The organism is Streptomyces sp. GESEQ-35 (assembly GCF_017948485.1).
Taxonomy (GTDB): Bacteria; Actinomycetota; Actinomycetes; order Streptomycetales; family Streptomycetaceae; genus Streptomyces.
Window position 1 is genome coordinate 129,288 of sequence record NZ_JAFFSX010000012.1, and the last position, 25,542, is coordinate 154,829.

General features: G+C 70.3%; 23 protein-coding genes and 1 tRNA gene. 17 read left to right on the plus strand and 7 right to left on the minus strand.

The features are described 5' to 3' along the window. Positions 1–372: 372 nt before the first annotated feature. Positions 373–1,878 (plus strand): MFS transporter, encoded by a 1,506-nt coding sequence (locus KCH87_RS23870; protein ID WP_210588258.1) that lies wholly within the window; start codon positions 373–375, stop codon positions 1,876–1,878. Here the strand turns inward: KCH87_RS23870 and KCH87_RS23875 are convergent. Beyond that, positions 1,859–3,043, minus strand: coding sequence for an alpha/beta hydrolase (locus KCH87_RS23875; protein ID WP_210588259.1), 1,185 nt, complete (start codon positions 3,041–3,043; stop codon positions 1,859–1,861). The genes KCH87_RS23870 and KCH87_RS23875 overlap by 20 nt on opposite strands. 130 nt (positions 3,044–3,173) lie before the next feature. On the opposite strand from KCH87_RS23875, the gene KCH87_RS23880 reads away from it, so the two are divergent. The 3 genes from KCH87_RS23880 (at position 3,174) to KCH87_RS23890 (ending at position 5,022) form a co-directional block, all read left to right on the plus strand. Then, positions 3,174–3,662 (plus strand): GNAT family N-acetyltransferase, encoded by a 489-nt coding sequence (locus KCH87_RS23880; RefSeq protein WP_210588260.1) that lies wholly within the window; start codon positions 3,174–3,176, stop codon positions 3,660–3,662. Between the two features lie 270 nt (positions 3,663–3,932). Beyond that, positions 3,933–4,772 (plus strand): helix-turn-helix transcriptional regulator, encoded by an 840-nt coding sequence (locus KCH87_RS23885; protein WP_210588400.1) that lies wholly within the window; start codon positions 3,933–3,935, stop codon positions 4,770–4,772. Then, entirely contained in the window at positions 4,744–5,022 is a 279-nt protein-coding gene (locus tag KCH87_RS23890) for a DUF397 domain-containing protein (protein ID WP_210588261.1), read from the plus strand. The genes KCH87_RS23885 and KCH87_RS23890 overlap by 29 nt, the downstream gene beginning before the upstream one ends. Here the strand turns inward: KCH87_RS23890 and KCH87_RS23895 are convergent. Further along, positions 5,006–6,652: a hypothetical protein gene (locus KCH87_RS23895; RefSeq protein WP_210588262.1), complete on the minus strand. Its 1,647-nt coding sequence runs from the start codon at positions 6,650–6,652 to the stop codon at positions 5,006–5,008. The genes KCH87_RS23890 and KCH87_RS23895 overlap by 17 nt on opposite strands. Before the next feature lie 127 nt (positions 6,653–6,779). Between KCH87_RS23895 and KCH87_RS23900 the strand changes: the two genes are divergently transcribed. The 4 genes from KCH87_RS23900 (at position 6,780) to KCH87_RS23915 (ending at position 11,619) form a co-directional block, all read left to right on the plus strand. Next, positions 6,780–6,923 (plus strand): hypothetical protein, encoded by a 144-nt coding sequence (locus KCH87_RS23900; RefSeq protein WP_210588263.1) that lies wholly within the window; start codon positions 6,780–6,782, stop codon positions 6,921–6,923. Positions 6,924–7,064: 141 nt separating this feature from the next. Continuing rightward, the gene (locus tag KCH87_RS23905; RefSeq protein ID WP_210588264.1) at positions 7,065–9,434 is read left to right on the plus strand and encodes a hypothetical protein; all 2,370 of its coding nucleotides are present in this window, start codon (positions 7,065–7,067) and stop codon (positions 9,432–9,434) included. A 185-nt stretch (positions 9,435–9,619) separates the two neighbouring features. Beyond that, complete coding sequence (locus tag KCH87_RS23910) at positions 9,620–10,015, plus strand: DUF485 domain-containing protein (RefSeq protein WP_210588265.1); 396 nt, start codon at positions 9,620–9,622, stop codon at positions 10,013–10,015. Then, positions 10,012–11,619: a cation acetate symporter gene (locus KCH87_RS23915; protein ID WP_210588266.1), complete on the plus strand. Its 1,608-nt coding sequence runs from the start codon at positions 10,012–10,014 to the stop codon at positions 11,617–11,619. Before KCH87_RS23910 ends, KCH87_RS23915 begins: the two co-directional genes overlap by 4 nt. 60 nt (positions 11,620–11,679) lie before the next feature. Here KCH87_RS23915 and KCH87_RS23920 read toward each other — a convergent pair whose 3' ends face one another. The 4 genes from KCH87_RS23920 to KCH87_RS23935 form a co-directional block, all read right to left on the minus strand. Beyond that, positions 11,680–12,576, minus strand: coding sequence for a cellulose-binding protein (locus KCH87_RS23920; RefSeq protein ID WP_210588267.1), 897 nt, complete (start codon positions 12,574–12,576; stop codon positions 11,680–11,682). Between the two features lie 135 nt (positions 12,577–12,711). After that, positions 12,712–13,173 carry a carboxymuconolactone decarboxylase family protein gene (locus KCH87_RS23925; protein WP_210588268.1) on the minus strand — a complete coding sequence of 154 codons (462 nt, stop codon included), beginning with the start codon at positions 13,171–13,173 and terminating at the stop codon, positions 12,712–12,714. A 180-nt stretch (positions 13,174–13,353) separates the two neighbouring features. Further along, entirely contained in the window at positions 13,354–16,017 is a 2,664-nt protein-coding gene (locus KCH87_RS23930; RefSeq protein ID WP_210588269.1) for an SUKH-4 family immunity protein, read from the minus strand. 9 nt (positions 16,018–16,026) lie between these two features. Further along, the gene (locus tag KCH87_RS23935) at positions 16,027–17,022 is read right to left on the minus strand and encodes an HNH endonuclease (RefSeq protein ID WP_210588270.1); all 996 of its coding nucleotides are present in this window, start codon (positions 17,020–17,022) and stop codon (positions 16,027–16,029) included. Positions 17,023–17,312: 290 nt separating this feature from the next. On the opposite strand from KCH87_RS23935, the gene KCH87_RS23940 reads away from it, so the two are divergent. Beyond that, complete coding sequence (locus KCH87_RS23940; RefSeq protein ID WP_210588271.1) at positions 17,313–17,849, plus strand: YwqJ-related putative deaminase; 537 nt, start codon at positions 17,313–17,315, stop codon at positions 17,847–17,849. Between the two features lie 34 nt (positions 17,850–17,883). After that, positions 17,884–18,378, plus strand: a complete 495-nt coding sequence (locus KCH87_RS23945; RefSeq protein WP_210588272.1) for an SUKH-3 domain-containing protein — start codon at positions 17,884–17,886, stop codon at positions 18,376–18,378. A gap of 22 nt (positions 18,379–18,400) precedes the next feature. Here KCH87_RS23945 and KCH87_RS23950 read toward each other — a convergent pair whose 3' ends face one another. Next, positions 18,401–19,705, minus strand: coding sequence for a sensor histidine kinase (locus KCH87_RS23950; protein ID WP_210588273.1), 1,305 nt, complete (start codon positions 19,703–19,705; stop codon positions 18,401–18,403). A gap of 292 nt (positions 19,706–19,997) precedes the next feature. Between KCH87_RS23950 and KCH87_RS23955 the strand changes: the two genes are divergently transcribed. The 7 genes from KCH87_RS23955 (at position 19,998) to KCH87_RS23985 (ending at position 25,507) form a co-directional block, all read left to right on the plus strand. Further along, positions 19,998–20,069, plus strand: a tRNA-Gln gene (locus tag KCH87_RS23955). Between the two features lie 121 nt (positions 20,070–20,190). After that, on the plus strand, positions 20,191–21,639 hold the full coding sequence (gene glmU / locus KCH87_RS23960) for a bifunctional UDP-N-acetylglucosamine diphosphorylase/glucosamine-1-phosphate N-acetyltransferase GlmU (protein WP_210588274.1): 1,449 nt from the start codon (positions 20,191–20,193) through the stop codon (positions 21,637–21,639). An 85-nt stretch (positions 21,640–21,724) separates the two neighbouring features. Beyond that, positions 21,725–22,705 (plus strand): ribose-phosphate diphosphokinase, encoded by a 981-nt coding sequence (locus KCH87_RS23965; RefSeq protein WP_210588275.1) that lies wholly within the window; start codon positions 21,725–21,727, stop codon positions 22,703–22,705. 172 nt (positions 22,706–22,877) lie between these two features. Then, positions 22,878–23,471, plus strand: coding sequence for a 50S ribosomal protein L25/general stress protein Ctc (locus tag KCH87_RS23970; RefSeq protein WP_210588276.1), 594 nt, complete (start codon positions 22,878–22,880; stop codon positions 23,469–23,471). Positions 23,472–23,551: 80 nt separating this feature from the next. After that, positions 23,552–24,148: an aminoacyl-tRNA hydrolase gene (gene pth / locus KCH87_RS23975; RefSeq protein ID WP_210588277.1), complete on the plus strand. Its 597-nt coding sequence runs from the start codon at positions 23,552–23,554 to the stop codon at positions 24,146–24,148. Positions 24,149–24,218: 70 nt separating this feature from the next. Beyond that, positions 24,219–24,719, plus strand: coding sequence for a hypothetical protein (locus KCH87_RS23980; protein WP_210588278.1), 501 nt, complete (start codon positions 24,219–24,221; stop codon positions 24,717–24,719). 134 nt (positions 24,720–24,853) lie between these two features. Then, positions 24,854–25,507 (plus strand): LPXTG cell wall anchor domain-containing protein, encoded by a 654-nt coding sequence (locus tag KCH87_RS23985; protein ID WP_210588279.1) that lies wholly within the window; start codon positions 24,854–24,856, stop codon positions 25,505–25,507. Positions 25,508–25,542: the final 35 nt, after the last annotated feature.

The window sequence follows — 25,542 nt, forward strand, 5'->3', positions numbered from 1 at the left end:
CTGGTTCAGCGGGTGGTGCGCTCGTGCGTGAGATTCGGTACGCCCATGAGTCTGGTGTCGGGAGGGTGTCCGGCGCGCTGGTGCCCGGCCCCGTCTTTTCCTGGGGAAAACCCCACCCCCGCGGGTTCGGTACAGCGCCCCCCTCGGCGTAAAGCCAGGTTAAGGACGACCGGCTCCCCATCTCGTCCTCCGCCGGTACGAACCCTCCCCGAGCCCTAGTGCGGAGAGACCCCTAGGGGCAGTCCACCCTTCGGTGGAGCGCATCTCGGGGTTCACTCCACCCTCGGGCGCACTGAGCCTCCACCCTCCCGCGACGTGAGGGTCAAGTGGGAGAGTGGTCGACGGCAGATAGATGCAGGGGGAAGGAATCCGGTGGGCGGCAGTACGACACCTGCGATACGCGACACCGACCAGCGCACCGGAACCGAGAGGCGGGGAGCCGTCGTAGCGGCCCTGATGCTCGCGATGGCGCTGGCGGCCCTCGACTCCACCATCGTCTCCACGGCCGTACCGCAGATCGTCGGTGATCTCGGCGGCTTCTCCGTCTTCTCCTGGCTCTTCTCCGGCTATCTGCTGGCCGTCACGGTCACCCTCCCCGTGTACGGCAAGCTCTCCGACACCTTCGGCCGCAAACCGGTGCTGATCGCGGGCGCGGTGGTGTTCCTGCTGGGCTCGTTGCTGTGTGCGGTGGCCTGGAACATGTGGGCGCTGATCGCGTTCCGGGTCGTGCAGGGCCTGGGCGGCGGGGCGCTTCAGGGCACGGTCCAGACACTGGCCGCCGATCTCTATCCCCTGAAGGAACGCCCGAAGATCCAGGCCAGGCTGTCGACGGTGTGGGCGGTGTCGGCGGTCGCGGGACCGGGGTTGGGCGGGGTCCTGGCGGCGTACGCGGACTGGCGCTGGATCTTCCTGATCAATCTGCCGATCGGCGCGGTGGCGCTGTGGCTGATCGTCCGGCACCTGCACGAACCCAAACGCGAACGGGCCGCACGCGCGCGTGTCGACTGGGCGGGCGCGCTCGCGGTGTTCGCGTGCGGCGGCGTGCTGCTGACGGCGCTGGTGCAGGGCGGGGTGGCGTGGCCGTGGCTGTCGACACCGTCGATCGCCCTGTTCGGTACGGGACTTGCGCTGGTGGTGGTGGTCGTCCTGGTGGAACTCAGGGCGGCCGAGCCGATCATCCCGGGGTGGGTGTGGCGTCGCCGTACGATCGCGGCGGTGAACCTGGCGCTGGGCGCGCTGGGGTTGCTGATGGTGGCGCCGACGGTGTTCCTGCCGACGTACGCGCAGTCGGTGCTGGGCCTGGCCCCGGTGGCCGCCGGATTCGTGCTGTCGGTCTGGACGTTGAGCTGGCCGATCTCGGCGGCGCTGAGCCAGCACGTGTATCGGCGCATCGGCTTCCGCAATACGGCGATGCTCGGCATCGGCACCGCGACACTGATCCTGTTCGCGTTCCCGTTCCTGCCGTATCCGGGTCAGGCGTGGCAACCGGCGTTGCTGATGCTGTTGTTGGGGGCAGCGCTGGGTCTCTTCCAACTCCCGCTGATCGTGGGCGTGCAGTCGACGGTGGGCTGGTCGGAGCGGGGTACGACGACGGCGTCGGTGCTGTTCTGCCGGCAGACGGGCCAGACGATGGGCGCGGCCCTCTTCGGAGCCGTCGCGAACGGCGTGCTGGCCTCCCGGCTCGGCGGCGCGAGCGACCTGGACTCGGTCACGCGGGCACTCGACTCGGCCACGGCGCCGGAAGCCACCCGGCGGGCCATCGCCGACGCGGTGCACGCCGTGTACCTGGGGGCGTCCTGCGCGGCGGCGCTGGCCTTCCTGGTGCTGTTGCTGCTGGCGCCGAGGCGCTTCCCGGTCCTTACGGAAGACGGACGGTGACCTCGGGGTTGGCCGGTGACGGGCCGTCGAGCAGGGGCTGCGGGATCCCCTTGAGGTGCAGGTCGAAGAAGGCCGTGACGTACGCGCGCGTGAGGGCCAGCGAGCGCTCGTAGGGCAGCGGTTCGGCATCCGGGATGCCGGCCAGCCGCGCGAGGAACGGTACGTCGGTGAAGGAGCCGTGGTCGGCTCCGGCGACGGTCAGCCAGCGCTTCCAGCCGTCGAGGTCGGCCCAGGCCTGGTCCCAAGTCCCGTCGAGGGCCCTGCCCTTGGCCCCGAACATCAGGAAGGGACGGCCGTCGAGGCCGGTGGCGGGGACCGGAGCGAAGAAGGTGCCGTCCATGTTCGCGCCGGCCCGCACGCGCGGGTCGGCGGCCATCGTCGCGGCGGCGGCGTTGCCGCCGATGGAGTGCCCGGCCATGCCGATGCGCTGCGCGTCGATCACGCGCGCGTACCGCCACGCCGGGTGGCGGCCGGTCAGCCGGTCGAGCACGAAGGAGACGTCCTTGGCCCGGCTCCCGGCGACGGTCGCGCCGCCGATCGAGGAGAACTCATCACAGATGGCGCAGGGCAGGGTCTGCCCGTCCGGGAGGGTCGTACCTGCGTTCTCGTACGGGTGATCGACCAGGGCGACGACGTATCCGCGACTGGCGATGTCCTCGGCGAGACCCGTGAGGGTCGAGCGCGGGAACGTGAATCCGGGCGAGAGCACGACGAGCGGGAACCTGCCGTGCACCGGCCGCGCGTCAGTGTGCGCCCAGGTACGGACGCCGCTGATCACCTCGGGCGGGACGGTGGAGTCCGGAGCCCTCAACTCCAGCAGGTGACGGGCCTCTTCGGCGGTCATGTAGGGAGCCGTCGGTCCGCCCGTCCCGGGCCGCGCGGGGTAGTACATGGACACCATCAGCTGACGCGGTCCGGCGGACGGCACCCACGGATCCGGGCGGTCGGCGTCGACGAGGTGCAGCGTGCTGCGGCCGACGGCATGCGGTCCGGTGGGGCGGGGCAGTTGGGCGGACGGGGTGACGGACTCGACGGACTCGGCGGACTCGGCGGACGACACGGGTGCGGCGGCCGCGGAACCCGCGCCCACGACCGGCAGTGTCAGGGCCGGTCCGAGCACGAGCAAGGCGGACGCCGTCAGCGCCGATAAGCGTGATCTGTTCATGCGGAGGACGCTAGGTCGCGGGCCCCGGGAAGGGCGTCACCCCGAGGGTCTAGGTCAGGAGTTCCGGACGGCGGACCCAGGTCCTCCCCCAGTCGGACAGGCCCCTGACGCGCCCTCTTACCCTGTCCCCATGCCGACCCTGGAACGTCTCCGCCCGGACCACGCGGACGCCCTGCTCGCCTTCGAGCGCGAGAACCGGGAGTACTTCGCCCGCGCGATCCCGGACCGCGGGGACGCGTACTTCGCCGACTTCGCCGCTCGGCACGCGGCCCTGCTGGCCGAACAGGACGCCGGGGTCTGCCACTTCCACCTCGTACTGGACGACGCGGGACTCCTCGTCGGGCGGGTCAACCTGGTCGATGTGGCCGACGCGTCCGCCGAGTTGGGCTACCGGATCGGAGAGCGGGCGGCGGGCAAGGGAATGGCCACGGCGGCGGTGGCGGAGGTGTGCCACCTGGCCTGTACGACGTACGGGCTGACGTCCCTGGTCGCCATCACCACCCTGGACAACTTCGCGTCCCGGACCGTCCTGGAACGCAACTCCTTCACCGCCGTGGAGAACATCACCGTCGACGCCCGCCCCGGAATCCGCTACCGCCGCTCGCATCTCGGACACTGACAGGGCGGAAAGCGGCCGGCGAGGTCGATGGGCGCGTCCTTCCTGGACGGCTGGTACGTCACTTCCGGCCCCCAGGTCCGCCCACCGTCCCGGGACACCCGCAACGTCATCGACGCCCCGATGAGCCCGTTTTCCTTCTCCTCGTCCCACTGCTCCACGCCAACGCCTTTCACTATCCGTGTTGTTGCCTGCACAGAGTGACGTCACCGTGGGTACGCTCGGAAGGTGGCTGAGCGTGACAACGGGGTCCGCACGGAGGGGGTTGCACGGGTGGCGATCGAGGACAATCCGCGTTCGCGGGAGCAGTACGGGGCCGAGCTGAAGCGGAGGCGGGAGGCGGCGGGGCTGACGCAGGAGGAGCTGAGCCAGCGTGCGGTGATGTCGCGCACGCACATTGCGCATATCGAGGCGGGGCGGCGAAGGCCGGATGTGGAGGATGCGCGGCGGTTGGATCAGGTGCTGGATGCGGATGGGTTCTTCGAGAACTTCCTGCCCATCCTGGACGGTCGCAAGGTGGCGGAACACTTCGAAGAAGCCCTGGAGTTCGAGGGCAAGGCCACTGAAATCCGGGAGTACGCACCCAAGTTGGTGCCGGGCATCCTTCAGACTCCGGCGTACGCGCGCGAGGTACTCAGCTCGGGTGCCTCGCCCAAGAGCACCGAGGAACGTGACGAGCTCCTCGTCACACGCCTGGAACGTGCCCGCATCCTTGAGAACTTCCACTCACCGAAGGTGTGGACGCTGCTCGACGAGGCGGTTCTACGGCGGCCCGTTGGCGGCCCGGCTGTGATGTGCGAACAGCTCTGTCACATCGCAACCCTTGGCGAGAGCCACCGCATTCGAGTCCACGTGCTCCCATTCTCGGTCGGCTACCACGCCCTGCTGGAGGGCTTCGTCTCACTTTTGTGGTTCGAGGACCTCCCACCCATCGCCTATGTGGAAGGCTTGAAGTCGGGCCGGGTCTGGGAACTCCCGTCCGTGGTCCGCCAATGCCAGGTGGCCTACGATCATGCGCTGGGCGACGCGTTGTCGCACCGCCAGTCCCTGGCGTTGATCAGGTCGGTCGCGGAGGATTACGCGAATGAAGCGCAACGAGCACAGCATCCCTGACGCCTCTGTCCTGACCTCGTGGCGCAAGTCGAGCTACAGCGGGGGGAGCAGCGGCGACTGCGTCGAGGTTGCCGACTGGCGCAAGTCCAGCTACAGCGGCGGCAGCAGTGACTCGTGCCTCGAAGTGAACGACGTGGCCCGCCCCACCCACGTCCCCGTCCGCGACAGCAAGACCCCCACCGGCCCAGCGATCGTCTTCTCGGCCTCCACCTGGACCGCCTTCGTCACGTCCCTCACCACGGCCCCCTAGGGACACTCATCCTTCGACGACGCCAGAGAGAAAGCCTGTCCAGCCACACCCGCCACGCCGGCTCCGGACCATCTGTCCAGTCATCCGGGCCGAACAGGACGAACCCAGCACCGAAAGCGACAATAACGCCATATCCCAGCGATGGTGCGAGAGCGACGGGTCCTCTGCCCATCACCTCCGTTCCGAGCTTCCACAGGCCGACTGCGGCAAACGCCCATCCAAAGACCTTGGGAAAGAGATCCCAGGCGAAGTACCCAAGCCCCCCGTTGCCCAGCAGCGACCAGAGCAGCAGACCGAGTCCCGCCCAGAGCAGGCCCAGTCGCCAAGCGAGATCCGCACCCATCGGCGTCAACTCGAACGTCTCCGCGCCAACCGCGATCTCGACGACGCGACCGTGCCAGATCTTGAGGTCCGCCTCGATGCCCACCTGTGCCGCGCTGTAGACCTCGCTGTGGACCTGGTGCATCTCAAAGCTTCCCGAGGCTCTCCGTACCGTCAGCTCGTAAATGGTCTGCTTGCTCTCCTTGTCCCCTTCCTCGTAGGAATCCTTCTGCGCGACTTCCCCGGTCTCCTGCCCGACGCAGTCCGCTGTTCGCGCAGCCTCGGCCGCCCCGCAGGACTGCGCCCGCTGGTACGCGCGAAGGTCCTGGAACGGCCCCCAGGACAGATACGCCCCCACCATCAGGGCGCCTGCGGCCAGCACGAACCCGACCAGCCTCAGTGCGGTGAAGTAGGGGGGATCCGGTCTCCTCCAGTGAGTGGCCGTGCCGCCGAGAGAGCGCGACTCCCCCACAAGGACCCCGCCGTCACGCCGCGGCACGTCGCGAACCCCGCTCGCGTTGCCTTCCGCCCGGTTCGCTCCGGCCATCGCCATCGCGGGTTCGGCCACCCGCTGCCTGCGCTCTTCCTCCTCGGTGAGGAAGTTCACCTGACGGCGGAGCGTCCTGACCTCGGCCTCCAGGCGGAGGATGGTCGCGGCCATGTACTCACGCTGCTCCTCACTGTTCTGGAGCTGGAGTTCCAGGTCTCGTACGAACGCGGAGGCCGCGGTCAGTTGCCGCTGCTGCCACTCGTTCTGCCGCCGCAGCTCCAGAACACCGGCTTCACGGGCGGTGGCAGTATCCCGGGCCGTCCTCAGCGCTCGGTTCAGATCGGCAACAGCGCTGTCGAGTTCCTCCCGCTCGGTGAGGGCGTCCGCCAGTTGCGTCCCCGCCTCTTCCAGCCGCCACTCCAGGTCGTAGCGGGCCCACCGCTGCTGGTAGGGCTTCTTGCCCGCGGGCCGCAGCGCGGCCTCGTCCTCCGATTCCTTCAGGGCGTCCATGTACAGGCCGAAGGCGCGCGCTCTGTCCCCGGCCGGCACCGGCACCCCGGCCACGCGTTCACGGGCCTCGTGAAGTGCGGTGAGCCATTCCTTCGCGGGCATCAGCTTGCCGGCCAGGATCCGCGACAACTCCGACTTCTCCGTGGCCAGCGCGCGGGCCGCGTCCTGCCGGGACGGCCACAACTCCCCCACCACGCCACGCGCGTACGTCGCCCAGCCCCGCACAGCCGGGCCGAGATCGGGATCGAGTTCCTTCAGCGGACGTCCCCGGCGCCGCCCGGGCTCGCGCCCCTGTAAGCCCGACGTCATTCCCGGTCCTTCAAAATTCCTGGCCACAACGGTAGTTGCGGCTTTCGCACAAATTCTCGGCGGGCTCATGCTCTCAGTTGTCCGCATCGGATGCGGCCGATCCGTGAACCCCGAGGAGCAGTGCGCCATGCGCAAGAACCCCCGCTGCGACCGCCGTCGCCCCCTATGTCTGTCCCGTACCGCGCTCAACGGCCTGATCACCGGCGCCGCCACGGCCGTCGGCGCCGCCGCGTGCGGCTGGCTCCTGTCGTGGCTCTACGACATCTTCTGAGAGGCATGTCACTGTCCGCGACGGCACCCGGGACACCCTGTCCCGACCGCTGCCCCCTAGGGCTCCCTCCCCACCCCCCTTCCGGGGTCGGCCCTCCCCACGCACGATGCCCGTCACGCCCGTTCGTCGTCTGCTGGAGGCATGGGAATCAGCAGGCGTACGGCGATGACGGCGGGCGTGGGAGCAGCGGCGGCTGTCGCGGTCGGGAGCGGCGGGGCGGGCGCGGAGGAGGCAGGCGCGGCGCCCGTCGTCATCTCCGTGCCCGGCGAGGCCCCGTTACGGACGAACATCCCGGTCGTCCGGGACCGCCGGGCCTCCGGGGGCCGTCTGCTGGCGCTGCGGACAGCCAAGAAGCCGTCGGCGCACGGCTGGTACGCCACGTACGCGGTGCACGCCCCGCACCCCGGCATCCACACCCTCACCGCCATCGCCACCGCCCCCGTCGAGACCCCGCACACCGAGGCCGTCGGCTCGTATCTCCGACTCGCCGTCAACGACGGCCCCTTCACCGACCTGGCCCGGTCCCAACCGCACTGGTACGAGTCGAAGCCCGCATGGGGCGACCTGTCCGTGCTCGACCTCGGTCGGGTGGAACTCCGGCGCGGGGAGAACACGTTGACCCTTCGTGTCGATGAACCCGCCGTCCTCGACACGACCACCGCCTACGCCCTCTCCCTCGACCACCTGACCCTCCGCCTCCTGCACCGTCACCCCGCCCTGCACCGGCTCTCCGTCCCCCGCCACCGCGACGGCGAACCCGCCCACCTGCACCTGTCCCTCGACGGCCACGCCACCCGCCCGCACACCGTCCACTACTCGGTCACCGACTACGACGGCCACCGCGTCGCCGCCGGACGCGCCACCGTCCCCGCAGGCCGGACCAGCACCACCGTCGCGCTCCCCGAGGGCCTCCCGCCCGGCCACTACCGCGTCCACGCCGACGACGTGACCGGCGCCTTCGCCCGCCTCCCCGCCCGCCCGGCGCCCACCGGCACCGCCAACCGCTTCGGCGTCAACGTCTGGCACTCCTCCCTCGTCCCGCCGTCCCGGCTCGCCGAATTCGCCGCCGCCGTAAGGGACATGGGCGCGGGCTGGGTGCGCGACGGACAGTCCTGGCCGACCGTCGAGCCCGTCCCCGGCGCGTACGACACCGCACGCCACGACCGTGCGATCCGCACCCTGCGCGCCCACGACCTCGCCGTCCTCGACGTCCTCTCCCCCGCCCCCGAGTGGGCGATGACCGACGCCTCGCTACCGCTGCCCGCCGACTTGCGGCACGCGTACCGCTACGCCCGCCGCCTCGCCCAGGCCGGCCCGGAGGCGCTCCAGCTCTCGAACGAACCCGACGTCGACACCACCCGCAGCACCGGCGACGCCCACGCCGCGTTCGTGAAGGCGGCCGCGCTCGGCGTCAGGGACGCCTCGGAGACACCGCCGCTCGTCGTCCTGCCGGGGATCGCGCAGGTGGGCCCCTTCCAGGACCTGATGCTGGCGAACGACGTCGTCCGGTACGCCGATGTCTGGGCCTTCCACGGCTACCCGGACCCGACCGTGCCGGGCGAGCCGCGGTTCCCGGGTGCGGCGGACGAACAGCACGCGCTCGCCCGGCGGCACGGGGCGGACGTACCTCTGTGGATGACGGAGTGCGGCGCGTTCCTGGAGGCACGCGCGCGTGCGGACCTGACCCCCGCGCAGGAGGCCGTACAGGCGCGGTATCTGGTGAAGTCCATGGTGGAGGGGCTGGCGGCCGGGAACGCGCGACAGTTCTGGTTCGCCGGGCCGCCGGTGCACGACGACGGCGTGTACTTCGGGCTGCTCGACCGTGAGTTCGCACCGCTGCCCGCGTACAGCGCCTTCGCCGCGCTGGCGTCGCTGCTGGGGGCGGCCCGGTTCGTGCGGGCCGGGCAACTGACGGGAGGCGTAAAGGCGTTCGTCTTCGACAGCGGGCGCGGTGAGCTGGTGACCGTTGCGTGGGCCGAGGCGAGAGGTGTGCGGCTGACACTGCCCGGTGTGGCGTACGACGTCATGGGGCGCCGGATCTCCGGGAGCGTGACCGCCTCGCCCGATCCGGTCTACGTCGTCTCACGTGCCGATTCCGAACCGTGCGGGACGCCTCCGGGCGGCCGTCCCCTCTCCCGGGCCGAGCACATCGTCCTCAGCCAGCGCTACTCCGCCCGCAACGCGGCCCCCGGCAAGGACAACGGGGACGCGCCGCCGCCGAACGGATATCGCCTGGGCCGTCGTACGCGCATGGCCGTCGACGTCTACAACTTCGGCACAGAGGCTTTGCATGTGACGGTCACAGGGCGTGCGGGCGGTGGGTGGTCGGTGCGGCCGCAGGGCGGCGCGGGGCGGGTCCGGGTGCCTGCCGGTGGCCGGGTGGGCGTCAACTTCTCTGCCATGGCGGGGAGTTCGGTACGGCGGCGGGTCGATCACCGGGTGATCTTCCGTGCGCGGCTCGACGATCACTCCGACGTACCCGACTCCGTAGCGCTCGTTCACCTCAAGTAATCGTAAAAAGTCTGAGTTAACGCGGGTAACACCCCAGGTCAGCGTAGCAAGCGCATACCGACCACTCAGTTTGCTGAAAACCTCGACCGTCCCGGCTACCTACGAGTAGCGTGCGCACTCCGCTCGCCCCCCACCTCCCTGCGGTCCGTCACCCAGCGGACCCGAACCGCGCAAGGAGCACCGGGATGTCCTACGACCCGTACACCTACCCGTGGGCACCATCGCCCCCACCCGAACCGCCCGCCGCCCGGCGGGTGCCGGACCGGCCGCCGCTCGGGCACCACCGCGATCTGCGGGTCCTGCGCACCGCCTACCGCTGGCAGCGGCGGGTGGCCACGCTCACCGCGCTGGGCTACTTCACGCTGTTCCTGATCCTGTCGGCCTTCGCACCGGGGTTCATGACCAGCACCGTCACCGACGGACTGCCCGCGGGACTGCTGCTCGCGCTGCTCCAACTGCCGGTCACCTGGCTGGCGATCGGGCTGTACGAGCACACGGCCCGCCGCCGTGTCGACCCGCTCGCCGAGCGCATCCGCAAGGAGGCAGCGCTGGACGCGAAGCGGGAGGGGACGGCGCGATGACGACGGACCTCGGCAACAGCTCCATGTCCCTGGTGGCGTTCTCCGCCGTGGTCACCATCACCCTGCTGCTGTGCGTGATGACCGGGCCCGACCGGGACGACCTCGACGAGTTCTACACCGGCTACGGCTCCCTGTCCGCCATGCGCAACGGGCTGGCCATCGCGGGGGACTACGTCTCGGCCGCGACCGTACTGGGCACCGTCGGGGTGGTCGCGCTCTACGGCTACGACGGCATCGTGCTGGCCCTCAGCACCGCCCTGTCGCTGATGCTGCTGATGTTCCTGCTGGCCGAGCCGCTGCGCAACGCGGGCCGGTTCACCATGGGGGACGCGCTGGCGCGTCGTATGCCGGGGCGGGGTGTGCGCGTCACGGCGTGCGTGGTGACCATCGCGGCGCTGCTGCCGCTGATGCTGGTGCAGCTGGCGGGGACCGGGCAGCTGATGGCGTACATCCTGGGGTTCTCGGGTGACTCGCTGAAGACGGGCTGCATCGTCGGGGTGGGTGCGCTGATGATCAGCTATGCGGCGATCGGCGGGATGAAGGGCACGGCCCTCATCCAGATCCTGAAGATCGTGATGCTGCTCGGTTCGGGCGGCGTGATCGCCGTACTGGTGATGAACCGGTTCGACTGGGACGCGGGCGCACTGTTCGACACGGCGGCGGCGCAGAGCGGCGTGGGGTCGTCGTTCCTGGAGTCGGGGCTCCAGTTCTCCGGCGGGCCGCATCCTCAACTGGACATGATCACGTCGCAGTTCGCGGTGGTGCTGGGCGGGGCGTGTCTGCCGCACGTCACGATGCGCATGTACACCGCGTCCAGCGCGCGTCAGGTGCGGCGTTCGATGTCCTGGGCGGTGTCGTCCGTGGTGCTGTTCGTGCTGGTCATCACGGTCGTCGGCTTCGGCGCGACCGCGCTGATCGGGCGGGCGGCGATCGTGCAGGCCGACCCGCAGGGCAACTCGGCGTATCTGCTGGCCTCGCGGGCGGTGTTCGGCGCGGACGTGTCCACGGCGGAGACCCTCCTCTTCACGACGGTCACCACGGCGATCTTCCTCACCCTGCTCGCCTCCGTCGCCGGCATGATCCTCGCCTGCGCCAACTCCCTGGCCCACGACGTCTTCGCGAGCCGCGTCAGCGAACTGTCGCCGCGCCGCGAGATGCTGCTCGCCCGTCTCTCCGCGCTGGCGGTCGGCGGCACGGCGATCCTGCTCGCCACGCTGGTCCAGCACCGCAGCCTGCAACCCCTGATCACCCTGTCCTTCTGCCTCTCCGCCTCTGCCATCGCCCCCGCCCTCGTCTACGGCCTCTTCTGGCGCCGCTACACCCGCACCGGCATGCTCTGCACACTCATCGGCGGCACGCTGACCGTGCTGCTGCTGATGCCGGGCACGAACCTGGTCTCCGGATCGCCGTTCTCGGCCTTCCCCGAGGCCGACTTCAACTGGTTCCCGTTCACCACCACCGGGCTGGTCTCCATCCCGGCGGGCTTCGCCTTCGGATGGCTGGGGACGGTGGTCTCCGGGCGGCGCAAGGCGGAGGAGCACCGGCGGCAGTACGAGGCGGTGGAGGGGTGGATTCTGGCGGGAGCGGTACGGCGGGGTGAGTGACCCGGGGCGGGGCCGGGGCGCACGACGGACTCCGCGCACCCCGGCCCCGCTCCCCGCTTCTCACTCCGCCGTCGCACGCCCCTTCAGCGCGTTCAACGCGGTCAGGCTGTTGCGTACGCGGTCGATGTGGGCGCGTACCTCGTCCCAGCGCTCCCCGTGCTCACGCAGCACGCGCTCGGTCTCGCGGGCGATACGGTCCTGGTGCGCCCGCGCCTCGGCGAGCACCTCGTCGGCCCGCACCCGCGCCTCTTCCTGGCACCGTTCCAGGGAGCCCTTGGCGTCTTCCGAAGCCTGCTCGGCCTCGGCGAGCGCGGCCTCGGCGAGCGCAACCCGTTCGGCGGAGCGCGCGTCCAGCGCGGCGACCCGTTCGGCCTCCTCGCTCTCGAACTCCTCCCACCGCCGGGCGTGCTCCTGGGCCTGCTCGGCCAGCACCCCGGAGGTGCGCTGCCGCGCCTCACGCAGCGGAGCGAGGGACTCGGTACGGCTGTCCCTCACCTCGCGCCGGGCCGCGAGACGGAGCTCGTCGGCCTCGGTGCGCGCGACGAGGAGGGTCTGGCGGGCGTGTTCCAGGGCTTCGTCGATTGCGGCGTCCGCGTCCGCCTGTGCCGCGGCGTGCAGGCTGGTCACGTACGCCTGCACCTCCTCCGCACAGCGCTGCGCCTCGTGGCGCGCGCCCTCCCGTACCGCGGTGCCCTCCTCCTCCACCAGCTGGAACAGGCGCTGCGCCCCCGCCCCGAGCGCGTCGTACGTCTGCGGGCACAGCTGCGACACCATCTCGCCCAGCCGTGCCGCCTCCGCGTCCATCTCCCTGGCGAGCACGGTGAGACGGGCCGCGCGTTCCCAGGCGGCGTCCCGGTCCTGGGAGAGCGCCGCGACGTACGCGTCAGCGTGTTCGGGACGGTAGCCGCGCCCCCGTACGGCCACGAAGCCATGTGGCGACACCGGTGCGCTGCTCATCCTGGGGACCCCTCTCCATCCGACAGTCACGAAAATACCTATTTCGCGCATATCCTGATGGATCGGATGGAAGTGTTCATAACGCGACACTCCGCGCAAGGGTCACGGTCGGCCCGCATCGGCCCCCTTCACCGCTCAGCCCCAGGTGGTGCCGGCGGGCTCCCTGATGGTGGTGTTGATGCGGTTGAACAGGTTCGTCAGCGAAATGGTGAGGATCAGCGCCGACAACTCCGTCTCGTCGAAGTGGTCGGCGACCTCGTTCCACAGCGAGTCCGGCACCGATTCCTCGGACAGGTCCGCGAGCCGGGTCACCGTCTCGGTCAGCTGAAGCGCGGCGCGCTCGGCGTCGCTGAAGAAGGGCGCGTGCCGCCAGGCGGCGACGGCCGCGATCCGCTCGTCGCTCACGCCGGCCTTGCGCAGGTTCACCATGTGCCCGTGCACACAGGCGCCGCAGCCGTTGATCTGGCTCGCGCGCATCCCGACAATCTCCTGTAGCTCCGTGGGCAGACCGCTCTGGGCGATCGCCTGGTTGAGGGTGCCGATGCCCTTGAGGGCGTTCGGCAGGACGTACGCCGGGTTCTTCATCCGTGCCTGCATGATGCTGCCTCCTTGAGTCAGTGCTGCGATGCGCTGCTTTCACTTCACTGACGGAGCGCGGGGGCCGACTGTGACGCGGTCCGCGAAAAATCCCGTGCCCGACCCCGCGTACACGAACGAGCCGGGCCCGGTCACAGGACCGGGCCCGGCTCGTCGGGTACGTACGTCTTCAGCGGCGCGTCACAGCAGCCCGTCCCACATCTGCTCCAGCAGCACCGACCACCAGCTCTCCGGCGAACCCAGCGCCGCCGGGTCGAGCGAGGCCAACTGCGCCTGGAAGTCGACGGTCCAGCGGCCCGCCTGCTCCTGGTTCAGCCCGAACCGCAGCCGCCACATCCGGCCGAGCAGGGCCAGGCACCGCTGGAACTCGGGCAGCCCCGTGTTCACGAACTGCGGCGGTACGGACCCACCGCCCGGCCCCGCCTCCACGGGTACGGCGACGATGTTCGCCGTCCCGTACTGCACGCAGATCGCCTTGCCGAAGTCGCTGCCCATGACGAGGTACGAGCCCGCGTCCGGGGCCGGCTGCACCCTGCGCTCGGCCGCCAGCTCCGCCAGCGTCGGGACCGGCCGGCCCGGCTGGGCCTGCGCCCAGAAGAACGGGCCCATGTCCATCGGCAGCCCCGCCATCACCAGCGAGTGCGCCACGACCGGCGGCACACCCTGCCGGGACACCGCGGCCTGCTCGAACCGGAAGATCCCCGGCCCGAACGCGCCCGCCAGCTCCTGCCCGACCCCCTCCGGCGGGATCGGCGGCGCGGACTGCACCTGCGGCAACGGCGCCCGTACGGGGGCGGGGCGCGCGGGCCCGTCGGCGACCTGGTGCAACTCGCCCTGGTGGACCAGCAGTTGCTGCATGCCCTGCTGCCTGCTCGCGTGATCCGTCCCGTACGGCGCGATGCTCGTGATCCGCGCCTGCGGCCACTGCTCCCGGATCATCCGCGCACAGTACGCACCCGGCAGCTCACACGACTCCAACTCCGTGTGCAGCTCCAGCACCTTGTCCGGCGGGATGTTCATCGCCCGCAGCTCATGGAAGATCTGCCATTCCGGGTGCGGTGTCCCCGGCGCCGAACGCCGGATCAATTGCTGCTCGGAACCGTCCTGCGCGCGGTAGCGCAACACGGCCTGGTAGCCGGGGCCGACGGTCGGCTGACCGACGGGCTGCTGCGGGTAGCCGTAGGCCGGGGGTTGCCCGGGTGCGGGCCCGCCGGGGGGCATGGGCGCGGGCGGTACCTGGCCGGGCGGGGCCGCGTGGGGGGCGCCGGATGCCATGCCGGGGGCGGCGGGGAAACCGGGGGCGCTCGGTGGCATGCCAGGAGCGCCGGGGGCGCCAGGGGCGGACGGTGCGCCCGGGGCTTGCGGCGGCGGAGGTGCGCCGGGGGCGCCCACCGGGGGCGCGGACAGCACGGTCTCCGCGTAGTGCACGGCTCCATCGCCGCCCCCCGAGGAACCTTGCGCGCCTGGGGGCTGGGGTGCACCGGGGGTCCCGGAAGCGCCGGGCGCCTGCGGAACGCCGGGGGCACCCGGAGGGCCGGGCGGCATGGGCGCACCCGGCGGATTCGGCGATGCGCCGGGTGCGTTCGGAGGGCCAGGCGGATGCGGCGTACCCGGAGCCTGCGGGGCACCGCCCGCACCGGCCGGTCCCTCGGAACCGTCGGGTCCCAGCGCCGACACGAGCTGGGTCGGCACATAGCCGGACGGAGGAGGAGGAGGAGGAGGCGGAGGCGTACCCCCGGCCCGCGCACCCGGCGCCCCAGGCGCACCCGGCGGAGGCGGCGGCACCGCCCCGCTCCGCGCACGACGCTGCGCAGGCGCCGCCTTGCTCGTGGCGGCGTCGGCGATGTCCTCGGCGCTCGGCGCAAGCGGCCGCCCCGGCGCACCCGGACCACCCGGAGGCTGAGGCGCCCCCGCAGCACCGCCGGGCCCCTGCGGATAGCCGTACGAGGGCGCACCCGGAGGCGACGTACCCGCACCCGCACCACCCGGACCCTGCGGATACCCATACGTCTGCGCAGGCGGCGGCGTACTCCCCTGCGGCGCACCCGGAGGCGGCGTACCCGGCACACCCGCACCCTGCGGATACCCATACGTCTGCGCAAGCGGCGGCGTGTTGCCCTGCGGCACACCCGGCGGCGGCGCACCCGGAACCCCAGGCACGGGCGCGCCCCCCGGTCCGCCCGGCGCACTCGAAGAGCCGTGCGCGTTCGGTGGCGGCGGTGTCTCGTCGTCGGCCCCGCTCAGCGGCGGGGAGAACACGGTCTCGGGCAGCGGCACCGAACGGTCGTCACCCGCATCCGCGTTGGTGTCGGTCCCGGCCCACGGAGTCGCCCCGGCAGGCGCACCCGCGCCTCCACCACTCCCCGGCACACCATCAACAGCACCGTCGGTACCGGCCGAGGCAGCCCCGTCACCCGCAGCCGAAGCCGCAGCCGACGCCCCCGAACTCCCGCCACCCCGCCGATCCGGAATGCCCAACTGATCCGCCGCCTCCTGCAACCACTCCGGCGGCGTCAGCAAGAACGACGTCTGGTTCAGGTCCACCCGCGCCGGAGCGGCCGGCGCGGGTACGGCGGCGTCGTCGGGGCCGCCGTACTCCTCCTCGTACCGGCGAATCACCTCGCCCACCGGCAGAGACGGCCACAGCGTGGCCTCACCGCTGTCCCGGGCGATCACCAACCGCTGGGCGCCGCCATCCGAACGCGGCCCGTCCGCACGGTCCTCCGCCCAGACCACGAACCCGAGGTCGAACTCCCGCACCTGCACCTCACGATGCTGGTACGACGGCACATCCCCGTTGACCCACTCTTCCGCACGCTCCTGCGCCTGCGCGAACGTCACCATCGCTTGAGATCACTCCCCCACCGCAGCCGCAGCAGTCGGTACCGCACGCGCGAACCCGCCGTCCACCATCAGATTCGCCACCGTCTCCAACTCCGGCGGCGACCCCGCCAGCCGGGACAGGAACACGTCGAAGTCGTCCCCGCACGGCATCAGCAACCGCTCCACCCGCTCGGCGGGCGCCCACGAAGGATCGACGTCCCGCGCGTCGTCGTACGCGCAGAACCACACCGAACCGATCCGCTCGCCCTTCACCTTCACGGCGAGCAGACCGCCCTGGACGAAGCCGACGCCCAGATAGTCCTTGGTCAGATGGTCGCGCAGGCACTTGTTGACGTACACCAGGTCATTGACCGCCGCCTCGTCCCGCACCGTGAAGAACGGCTGGTCGATCAGCAGGCCCAACTCCGCGTCCAGCGCGGTCCCCACCGGCGCACAGCCACCGGCCGCCTTCAGGAACGACCGATACGCACCCGGCAACCGGTACCCGAGGTCCTCCTCGACCCCCAGCGCCTGCGACTCCGACACCGCCACCGCCGACTTCGGCAGCCCGAAATGCGCCGGACGCGTCTCCTGCAACGGCCGCGTACCCCGCTTGTGCTGGTCCACCGCCGCCGTCGCCACACCGCCGTGATGCCGCAGCAACGCCTTCACCTCGACCGGAACCAACTCCAGCCGCCGCGAGGTCACCGCGTGATGCCACGTCCAGCCATGCGGCGTCGCCACCGAGGAAATCGTGTCCCACAACTCGTGCCCGGAGGCCGCCATCGCCGCGTTCGCCGACACATAGTCCGTCAACCGCAACTCGTCGACGCCGAAACCCTCCGGCGGATCGGCGATCTCCGCAGCCGCACGCGCATACGGCGAGAAGTCGGGGTAACCGCGCTCGTCGACCCGTACCCCTCTCGGGTGACGGGCCGCCCGGACCGGGTCCGGGAAGTGCACGACCTGTCCGGCGTAGGCCGCGTTCGGCGGCGCGGCTTGCTGCCCGAGCCGACCTGTCGTCATGGCGGTTGCCCCCTGCGGCACTCTGTACGACCCGCAGCGGCCACCAACGACCCGCCACGGCCCGTATTCGACTGTCTCCAACGCGTTGACCGCGCGCATCGCGGTGCGAACAGCCTATGCGGTACGACGAACCCGGTCACCGGCACCGGTCACCACCCCTCCGCTTCCGTGACCAGCCGTCACCCCCTCGTGACAGCCCGCCCAAACCCGGGCGTGTCGCGCCGCCCCAGCTTCCGCACCAGCCCCGCCGTTTGGCACTCTGTGTGATCCGGGGGGATGCACGGGAGGGGATGACGATCATGAACGCGACACAAACGGGGCCGCACCCGGGGCCCTACACAGGCACGAGCGGCGATCCCAGAATCGGCTGGAGCAGCACCGAAGCCCGCCATGCCCCCACCCTCCACCACCGCCGCGACGGCATACTCCCGACCGTCGCCGCCGCCCTCTCCGTCCGCGGCGCCACCCTCACCGGCACCGCCGCCCGCGGCGACCAGGCACCCGCGCTGCACCCCCTCGTCCAGGACTTTCTCGACGCGCTCACGAGCACCCAACGCGACCGCTTCACCGGCCGCTGCGCCGAGACCATCCTCATCTCGCGCCAGATCGCCGCCGCCGACGACGCCCGCAGCAAACGCGCCGGCCGAAAACCCATGACCAACGGCGAAGCCCGCAAGGCCCTCAAACAGGCCAAACTCACCGCCCGCCGCATCCGCGAGGACGGCGACCCCCTGCACGGCAGCTTCGCCGCCCCCTGCCGCGCCTGCACCGCCCTCAGCGCTCACTTCGGCGTCCACATCGTCGATCCCACGGCTACCGGCGGCTGACCGCCACCCCCAACACCCGCAAGATTGAGGGCAGATGCACGCCGACCGTTCGTCCAGCACACGCTTCCCCGTCCCCATCGACGCGGCCCTGCGCGCCGCCGGCTGGCAACCCGGACGCTGGGACATCAAACAAGCCGAGTTCTGGGCCGACACCCTCCGCGAGCACACCTCACCGGCGGGCCACCGCCACGCCGTCTCCCCCGCCGCCGTGGAAGCCTGGGCCGAGTTCGGCGGCCTCCACATCACGCCCGGCGCCCCCGGCCGCCAGATCGCCCCCGCGACCCTTCACCTCGACCCGCTGCACGGCCTGCACATGGCCCGCACCCTCGGTGACCTCGGCCGCGCCCTCGGCACCGACGTCAGCCCCCTCGGCGCCGAAACCGACACCCACTCCCTGATCGCCATCGACACCGAAGGCCGTATCTACGTCCTCGACCACACCGGCGACTGGTACCTCGGTCCGGACATCGACCAGGCCCTCGCCGGCCTCGTCTCGGGCATAGCCCCCGTGCGACTCACCGCAGGCTGACGCCCCGGAGAACGCCGGCCCGCTACGCCGCCGGAATCACCGCCGACACCCGGAAACCCCCCGCGTCCGTCGGTCCGGACACGAACACCCCGCCCAGAGCGGACACGCGCTCCTTCATCCCCACCAGACCGTTCCCCCCGGACGGCAGCCGCGCCGACGAAGCGGCCTCCGGCGGCGGTCCGTTCTCCACCTGCATCGCGATCTCCGAGACCCGGTGCGCCAAGCGCACATGCGTCTTCGCCCCCGCCGCATGCTTGTGGACGTTCGTCAGAGCCTCCTGGACCACGCGGTACGCCGTCTGTTCCACCTCCGGCGCATACAGCCGTGAATCCCCCTCCACCGACAGATCCACGGCCATCCCCGCAGCCGCCGACTGCCCGATCAGTTCATCCAACTCGGACAGGCACGGCCCCTCCGCGCCCTCCTCGTCGGCCGCCCGGGAAGCCGCCGCGGCCGCAGCCGCCCCCACCGCGGCCAACGGCACCCCGCGCTCACGCCGTTCCACCGCGTCCCCGGTGCGCAACACCCCGAGCATCTCGCGCAGCTCGGTCAACGCCTGTCGCCCCATGTCCCCCACCAGGGCGGCATTCCGCACAGCCTTCTCGGGATCCTTCCGGGCAACGGCCTGGAGCGCGGCGGCATGCACGACCATCAGACTCACCCGATGCGCGACGACGTCATGCATCTCCCGGGCGATCCGGGTCCGCTCCTCGTTCCGCGCCCACTCGGCCCGCTCCTCGGCCCGCTCGGCAAGCAGCTGGAGTTCCCGCTCCAACGAGTCGGCCCGCTCCCGCAGGCTCTCCATCAACCGCCGCCGGGCCCCCACATACAGGCCCAGCAGCAAGGGCGGCGCGGTCACGCCGAGAGACGCACTGATCGAAGCGAAGGGGACGAACCAGTCGCCCAGCGCCACATCCCCCGAGTCCATGTCCTGACGCACCCGCACAAACGTCACGATCAACGTCCCCACCAGCGACATCCCCGCCAGTGACGCGATGATCCGACGCGGCAGTTCCGACGCGGCCAGCGTGTACAGACCGACGATCGCCATCAGGAAGCCCATCTGGGCCGGCGTGATGGCGATCGAGACGAGTACGACGGCTATCGGCCACTTCCGCCGGATCAGCAGCACCGACCCGGCCAGCACCCCGAAGACCACCCCCGCGGCCACCGGAATCCCCGCATCCCGTGCGAACGGAATCCCCTCCACCGCACACTCCAGCGCGGACACGAACGCCAGGCTCCCGTCGAGCACGGCACTGCGCCACCTGGCCCACCACCAAGGCCCGGTCAGGGCCGGTACGTGGTCTTCCCCCGTCGTGGTCATGCATCCAGCCTACGGGCGCAAGGCCCCCCTTTTCCGGCGAGTTTTCGCGACTGGCCTACACCACCCTCCGTAACCGAACAGAAGCGAAACCGCCCGAAATCCCTCGAACTGCTGAATCACACACGACCCCCCTCCGGAATCCGACATTCCGACCCGGACACAACGGAGGTTGCCGGGTCATCTACGTCGCCGGGAGTGCCGACTTGTACCGTCGCATCGAGGGCGCCGGGTACGGCATAGTAGGAGGCGCCGCTCGGCGACCCGACTCAATGTCCGGTTCAGTCGAGGTTGTTCCCCCGTGGTGTAATTGGCAGCACTGTGGCTTTTGGTGCCATCTGTCCGGGTTCGAGTCCTGGCGGGGGAGCCTTGCTCGGTTCGGGCCCTGACTGGCACAGCTCAGTCAGGGCCCGCTCTCATGTCCCCCCTGATTCCCCCCGGTATCCTGCGGATGTCACCCCACCCCCTCCACAGCCGAAGGGCATCCCGTGAGCGCCATTCGCCCGGCAGCCGTCGTCGTACTTGCAGCGGGTGAGGGCACCCGTATGAAGTCGGCCACACCGAAGGTCCTGCACGAGATCTGTGGCCGCAGCCTCGTGGGCCATGTGCTCGCCGCCGCGCGTGAGTTGCAGCCCGAGAATCTGGTCGTCGTGGTCGGTCACGCCCGTGAGCAGGTCAGCGCGCACCTGGCCGAGACCGACCCGCATGTCCGTACGGCGGTGCAGGCACAGCAGAACGGCACGGGGCACGCCGTACGGATGGCTCTCGAGGAGCTCGGCGGTTCCGTCGACGGCACGGTGGTCGTCGTGTGCGGCGACACTCCGCTGCTCACCGGGGACACTCTCCAGGCGCTCGCCGCGACCCATTCCTCCGACGGCAACGCCGTCACCGTCCTCACCGCCGAGGTCCCGGACGCGACCGGCTACGGCCGTATCGTGCGGGACGGCGCCTCCGGTGCCGTCACCGAGATCGTCGAGCACAAGGACGCGTCCGACTCGCAGCGGGCGATCCGTGAGATCAACTCCGGGGTGTTCGCGTTCGACGGGCAGTTGCTCGCCGACGCCCTCGGGAAGGTCCGTACGGACAACAGCCAGGGCGAGGAGTACCTCACCGACGTCCTCGGCATCCTGCGCGAGGCCGGTCACCGCGTCGGTGCCTCCGTTGCCGCCGATCACCGGGAGATCGCCGGGATCAACAACCGGGTGCAGCTCTCCGAGGCCCGTCGCATCCTCAACGACCGTCTCCTCACGCGCGCGATGCTGGCCGGCGTCACCGTGATCGACCCGGCGACCACCTGGGTCGACGTGACGGTGACCTTCGAGCAGGACGCGGTCGTGCACCCGGGAACCCAGCTGCACGGCTCCACCCACCTCGGCGAGGGGTCCGAGGTCGGGCCCAACAGCCGTCTCAAGGACACCCGCGTCGGAGCCGGGGCCCGTGTCGACAACACGGTGGCGAACAGTGCGGACATCGGTCCGCAGGCGAGCGTCGGGCCGTACGCCTATCTCCGGCCCGGCACTCGGCTCGGGCTGAAGTCGAAGGTCGGTACGTACGTCGAGACCAAGAACGCCCTGATCGGAGAGGGGACGAAGGTCCCGCACCTCTCCTATGTCGGTGACGCGACGATCGGTGAGTACACGAACATCGGTGCCGCCAGTGTCTTCGTGAACTACGACGGAAAGGACAAACACCACACGACGGTCGGCTCGCACTGCCGAACCGGTTCGGACAACATGTTTGTGGCTCCCGTCACGATCGGGGACGGCTCCTACACGGCTGCCGGGTCTGTGATCACGAAGGATGTGCCGCCCGGTTCGCTCGCCGTGGCCCGCGGCCAGCAGCGGAATATCGAGGGTTGGGTGGCTCGAAAGCGTCCGGGGAGTGCCGCGGCGAAGGCGGCCGAGGCGGCGTCCCGGGAGGCCGAGGGCGAGGGCTGACCGGAAACTGGTGCGTCAAACTCGGCGTACCGTGATAAGTGCACACTCGCACACCCAGCTGAGACACCTCTGAGGAGACAGTGCTGTGACCGGGATCAAGACGACCGGCGAGAAGAAGATGATGTTCTTCTCCGGCCGCGCCCACCCCGAGCTTGCCGTGGAGGTCGCCCAGCAGTTGGGTGTCGGGGTTGTCCCGACGAAGGCCTTCGACTTCGCGAACGGCGAGATCTACGTCCGTTACGAGGAGTCGGCGCGCGGTGCGGACTGCTTTGTGATCCAGAGCCACACGGCTCCGATCAACCAGTGGATCATGGAGCAGCTGATCATGATCGACGCCCTGAAGCGTGCGTCGGCCCGCTCCATCACGGTCATCGTGCCCTTCTACGGTTACGCACGGCAGGACAAGAAGCACCGCGGACGTGAACCGATTTCGGCGCGTCTGATCGCGGACCTGATGAAGACCGCCGGTGCCGACCGCATTCTGACGGTCGATCTGCACACGGACCAGATCCAGGGCTTCTTCGACGGCCCGGTGGACCATCTCTTCGCCCTGCCTCTTCTCGCGGACTACGTGGGCAAGAAGGTGGACAAGGCGAAGCTGACCGTGGTCTCTCCGGACGCCGGCCGGGTCCGCGTGGCCGACCGCTGGTGCGACCGGCTCGGTGCGCCGCTGGCGATCGTGCACAAGCGGCGCGACAAGGACGTGGCGAACCAGGTGACCGTCCACGAGGTCGTGGGTGAGGTCAAGGGGCGGGTGTGCGTTCTCGTCGACGACATGATCGACACCGGTGGCACGATCTGCGGGGCGGCCGACGCGCTGTTCGCGCACGGTGCCGAGGACGTCATCGTGACGGCGACGCACGGTGTGCTGTCGGGTCCGGCGGCGGACCGGCTGAAGAACTCGCGGGTGAGTGAGTTCGTGTTCACCGACACGCTGCCGACCCCGGGTGAGCTCAGCGCCGACCTCGACAAGATCACGGTGCTGTCGATCGCGCCGACGATCGCGAGCGCGGTGCGTGAGGTGTTCGAGGACGGTTCGGTGACGAGCCTGTTCGACGAGCACTGAAGATCCTTTTGGGTACGGCCTCCTGGTCCGAGTAGACTGCTCCAGTTGCTCGGCGAGGGAGGCCGTACCTGTTCAGGCAGGTGTCGGCGGTCCGTTATCGACGCGCTCTTCGTAGCAGGCCGTTCGTGGCCGGGTGACCTGTTCGTTCTCACCCATACGAGGAGTGAAAGTCATGTCCGAGGTAAAGATCTCCGCCGAGACCCGATCCGAGTTCGGCAAGGGCGCCGCCCGCCGTATCCGCCGTGACAGCAAGGTTCCCGGTGTTCTGTACGGTCACGGTTCCGACCCGATCCACCTGACCCTTCCGGGCCACGAGCTCCAGCTCGCGCTGCGCCAGTCGAACGTCCTGATCGCCCTGGACATCGACGGCAAGAGCAACGAGCTGGCGATCCCGAAGTCCGTGCAGCGTGACCCGATCAAGGGCTTCCTGGCCCACGTCGACCTCCAGCTCGTCCAGCGTGGCGAGACGGTCACGGTCGAGATCCCGGTGCACGCCGAGGGCGAGCTGGCCGCCGGCGGCAACCTGCTCGAGTACGTCCTGAACGCGCTTCCGGTCGAGGCCGAGGCCACGCACATCCCCGAGTCGGTCACCGTCTCCGTCCAGGGCCTGGAGTCCGGCGCGTCCGTCCTCGCCAAGGACATCACCCTGCCGAAGGGCACCAAGCTGGCCGTCGAGGGCGACACCGTCGTCCTCCAGATCCTGGCCGCGCAGGCCGAGGAGTCCGAGGGCGAAGAGGCCGAGGGCGACGAGTCCGCCGAAGCCTGACCGGCGGCTTGGCCGTAGGGATATAAGCTCCAGCCGCTGCTCCTCCGGGAGCGGCGGCTGTTGCATAAGGAGAAACAGACGTGACGACCGATGCCAACGCCCCCTGGCTGATCGTAGGCCTCGGCAATCCCGGGCCCGAGTACGCCAGGAACCGGCACAACGTGGGTTTCATGGTGGCCGATCTGCTGGCCGAGCGGGTCGGCGGGAAGTTCAAGCGGGCCGGTAAGGCACAGGCGCAGGTGGTCGAGGGGCGGATCGGGCCGCCGGGTCCGGCGAGCCGGCGGGTGATCCTGACGAAGCCGATGTCGTACATGAATCTCTCCGGCGGTCCGGTGAACGCGCTGCGCGACTTCTACAAGGTGCCGGTCGCGAACATCGTGGCCGTGCATGACGAACTCGACATCGACTACGGCACGTTGCGGCTGAAGTTCGGTGGCGGGGACAACGGGCACAACGGGCTGAAGTCGATGACGAAGACGATGGGTCCGGACTATCACCGGGTGCGGTTCGGGATCGGGCGGCCGCCGGGGCGGATGCCGGTGGCGGACTTCGTGCTGAAGGACTTCTCGTCGGCGGAGCGCAAGGAGCTGGACTACTTCGTGGACCGGGCGACGGATGCGGTGGAGTGCCTGGTGATCGAAGGGCTGGAGCGGGCGCAGGGGACGTACAACTCCTGAGGCCGGAGAAACGTACGTACAACTCCTGACATCTCCCCACGGGAGTTGACCGAGCGCGCGAGCATGGCCAATGATCCCCGCCATGCCTTCTGCCGTCATTTCCCAACGGGGCGCCGAGACCGCGTTGCGGTTCGGCCGGCTCGCGGCGATGGGTGCGGTCGCCGTGCTGATTCTGATCGCCGGTGTGTGGGCGTCGTGGGGGACGGCGCAGTACGTGATGCTCACGAAGGGGCGGGAGCGCGGCACGGTCGAGGTGACGCGGTGCGGTGCGGATTCCTGTTCCGGGCCCTATACGCCGATCACGCCGGGGTCGCAGGCCCGCGAGAGCGTGGTCATCGACAAGACGGTCGCCGTGAAGAAGGGCCGGACGTACACGGTCGTGGTGAAGCCCGGCAGCAGTGACGTCGTGCGCTCCGGTCCCGCCGGTGTCCTCTACTCCTGGGCTCCGTTGGGTGGCGCGCTGCTGCTCGCGTCGATCGTGGTGGCGGGCGGGCTGGGGCGGATGCGGGCGGCGTGGGTCATGGCGGGGAGCGGAGTCGCCCTGCTCACGGTGGCTTTTGTGGTGCTCTGAGAGGCCTGGGTCCGCTGCGCTCTGTGGGAAATCTGTTCGTTGTCTGTTCGTGATTGACCTTGGGTCAGTCGGGGCTGGAAGCTGAGCCGCCCCCTCCACATCTTCCCTGCTCAACTCCCGAAGATGGACTGCCCATGCGTACCCTCACCCGCGCCGGCGCGTTGGCCGCCGGCGTCTCGGCCACGCTGCTGCTGGCCCCCGTCGCCTATGCCACCGCCCCTGGTGACAACGGCACCGTGAAGATCCACGACGCCTCGACCGGCGAGGAACTCCGCCGCAACGAGCCGCACGTGTGCACGTTCTATCTCGACGCGTTCGGCTTTGACGCCGTTCAGAAGGTCGGCTGGCACATCGAGGCGTGGGCCCCGACCGCCGCGACCAAGGGCGAGACGGTGAAGTCCGGCGCGATCACTCTGGACGGCGAGGGCCACGGCCGTACAGAGGACCTGTCGCTGCCGGACGGGCACTACAAGTTGTTCTGGAACTTCGAGACCGAGAACGGCTCGGCGAAGCACAAGGTGTTCTGGACGGACTGCGAGGACGACGAAGGCGGCAGCTCCGCGCCGAGTGTCTCCGCCGCCCCGACCGAGGAGCCGGCCGCGTCCTCCTCTCCCACGGAGAGTGCCCCGGCCGCCGCGCCGTCCTCGTCGCCCTCCGCGCAGGGCGGCAGCGAGGGCGACCTCGCGGAGACCGGCAACGGTGCTCCCGTCGGCCTGCTCTCGGCTGCCGCGGCGGCGCTGCTGGCGGCCGGCGGTTACCTGCTGTTCCGGCGCCGCAAGACCGGCTGACGCATATACGACCGTGCCCCCGAGCCTCTCAACAG

Excerpts from the sequence above, each read along its gene's own strand:
- KCH87_RS23875 (WP_210588259.1), bottom strand. The coding sequence starts at position 3,043 with ATGAACAGATCACGCTTATCGGCGCTGACGGCGTCCGCCTTGCTCGTG.
- KCH87_RS23880 (WP_210588260.1), top strand. The coding sequence starts at position 3,174 with ATGCCGACCCTGGAACGTCTCCGCCCGGACCACGCGGACGCCCTGCTC.
- KCH87_RS23890 (WP_210588261.1), top strand. The coding sequence starts at position 4,744 with ATGAAGCGCAACGAGCACAGCATCCCTGACGCCTCTGTCCTGACCTCG.
- KCH87_RS23895 (WP_210588262.1), bottom strand. The coding sequence starts at position 6,652 with ATGACGTCGGGCTTACAGGGGCGCGAGCCCGGGCGGCGCCGGGGACGT.
- KCH87_RS23900 (WP_210588263.1), top strand. The coding sequence starts at position 6,780 with ATGCGCAAGAACCCCCGCTGCGACCGCCGTCGCCCCCTATGTCTGTCC.
- KCH87_RS23905 (WP_210588264.1), top strand. The coding sequence starts at position 7,065 with ATGGGAATCAGCAGGCGTACGGCGATGACGGCGGGCGTGGGAGCAGCG.
- KCH87_RS23910 (WP_210588265.1), top strand. The coding sequence starts at position 9,620 with ATGTCCTACGACCCGTACACCTACCCGTGGGCACCATCGCCCCCACCC.
- KCH87_RS23915 (WP_210588266.1), top strand. The coding sequence starts at position 10,012 with ATGACGACGGACCTCGGCAACAGCTCCATGTCCCTGGTGGCGTTCTCC.
- KCH87_RS23920 (WP_210588267.1), bottom strand. The coding sequence starts at position 12,576 with ATGAGCAGCGCACCGGTGTCGCCACATGGCTTCGTGGCCGTACGGGGG.
- KCH87_RS23925 (WP_210588268.1), bottom strand. The coding sequence starts at position 13,173 with ATGCAGGCACGGATGAAGAACCCGGCGTACGTCCTGCCGAACGCCCTC.
- KCH87_RS23930 (WP_210588269.1), bottom strand. The coding sequence starts at position 16,017 with ATGGTGACGTTCGCGCAGGCGCAGGAGCGTGCGGAAGAGTGGGTCAAC.
- KCH87_RS23935 (WP_210588270.1), bottom strand. The coding sequence starts at position 17,022 with ATGACGACAGGTCGGCTCGGGCAGCAAGCCGCGCCGCCGAACGCGGCC.
- KCH87_RS23940 (WP_210588271.1), top strand. The coding sequence starts at position 17,313 with ATGACGATCATGAACGCGACACAAACGGGGCCGCACCCGGGGCCCTAC.
- KCH87_RS23945 (WP_210588272.1), top strand. The coding sequence starts at position 17,884 with ATGCACGCCGACCGTTCGTCCAGCACACGCTTCCCCGTCCCCATCGAC.
- KCH87_RS23950 (WP_210588273.1), bottom strand. The coding sequence starts at position 19,705 with ATGACCACGACGGGGGAAGACCACGTACCGGCCCTGACCGGGCCTTGG.
- KCH87_RS23970 (WP_210588276.1), top strand. The coding sequence starts at position 22,878 with ATGTCCGAGGTAAAGATCTCCGCCGAGACCCGATCCGAGTTCGGCAAG.
- KCH87_RS23980 (WP_210588278.1), top strand. The coding sequence starts at position 24,219 with ATGATCCCCGCCATGCCTTCTGCCGTCATTTCCCAACGGGGCGCCGAG.
- KCH87_RS23985 (WP_210588279.1), top strand. The coding sequence starts at position 24,854 with ATGCGTACCCTCACCCGCGCCGGCGCGTTGGCCGCCGGCGTCTCGGCC.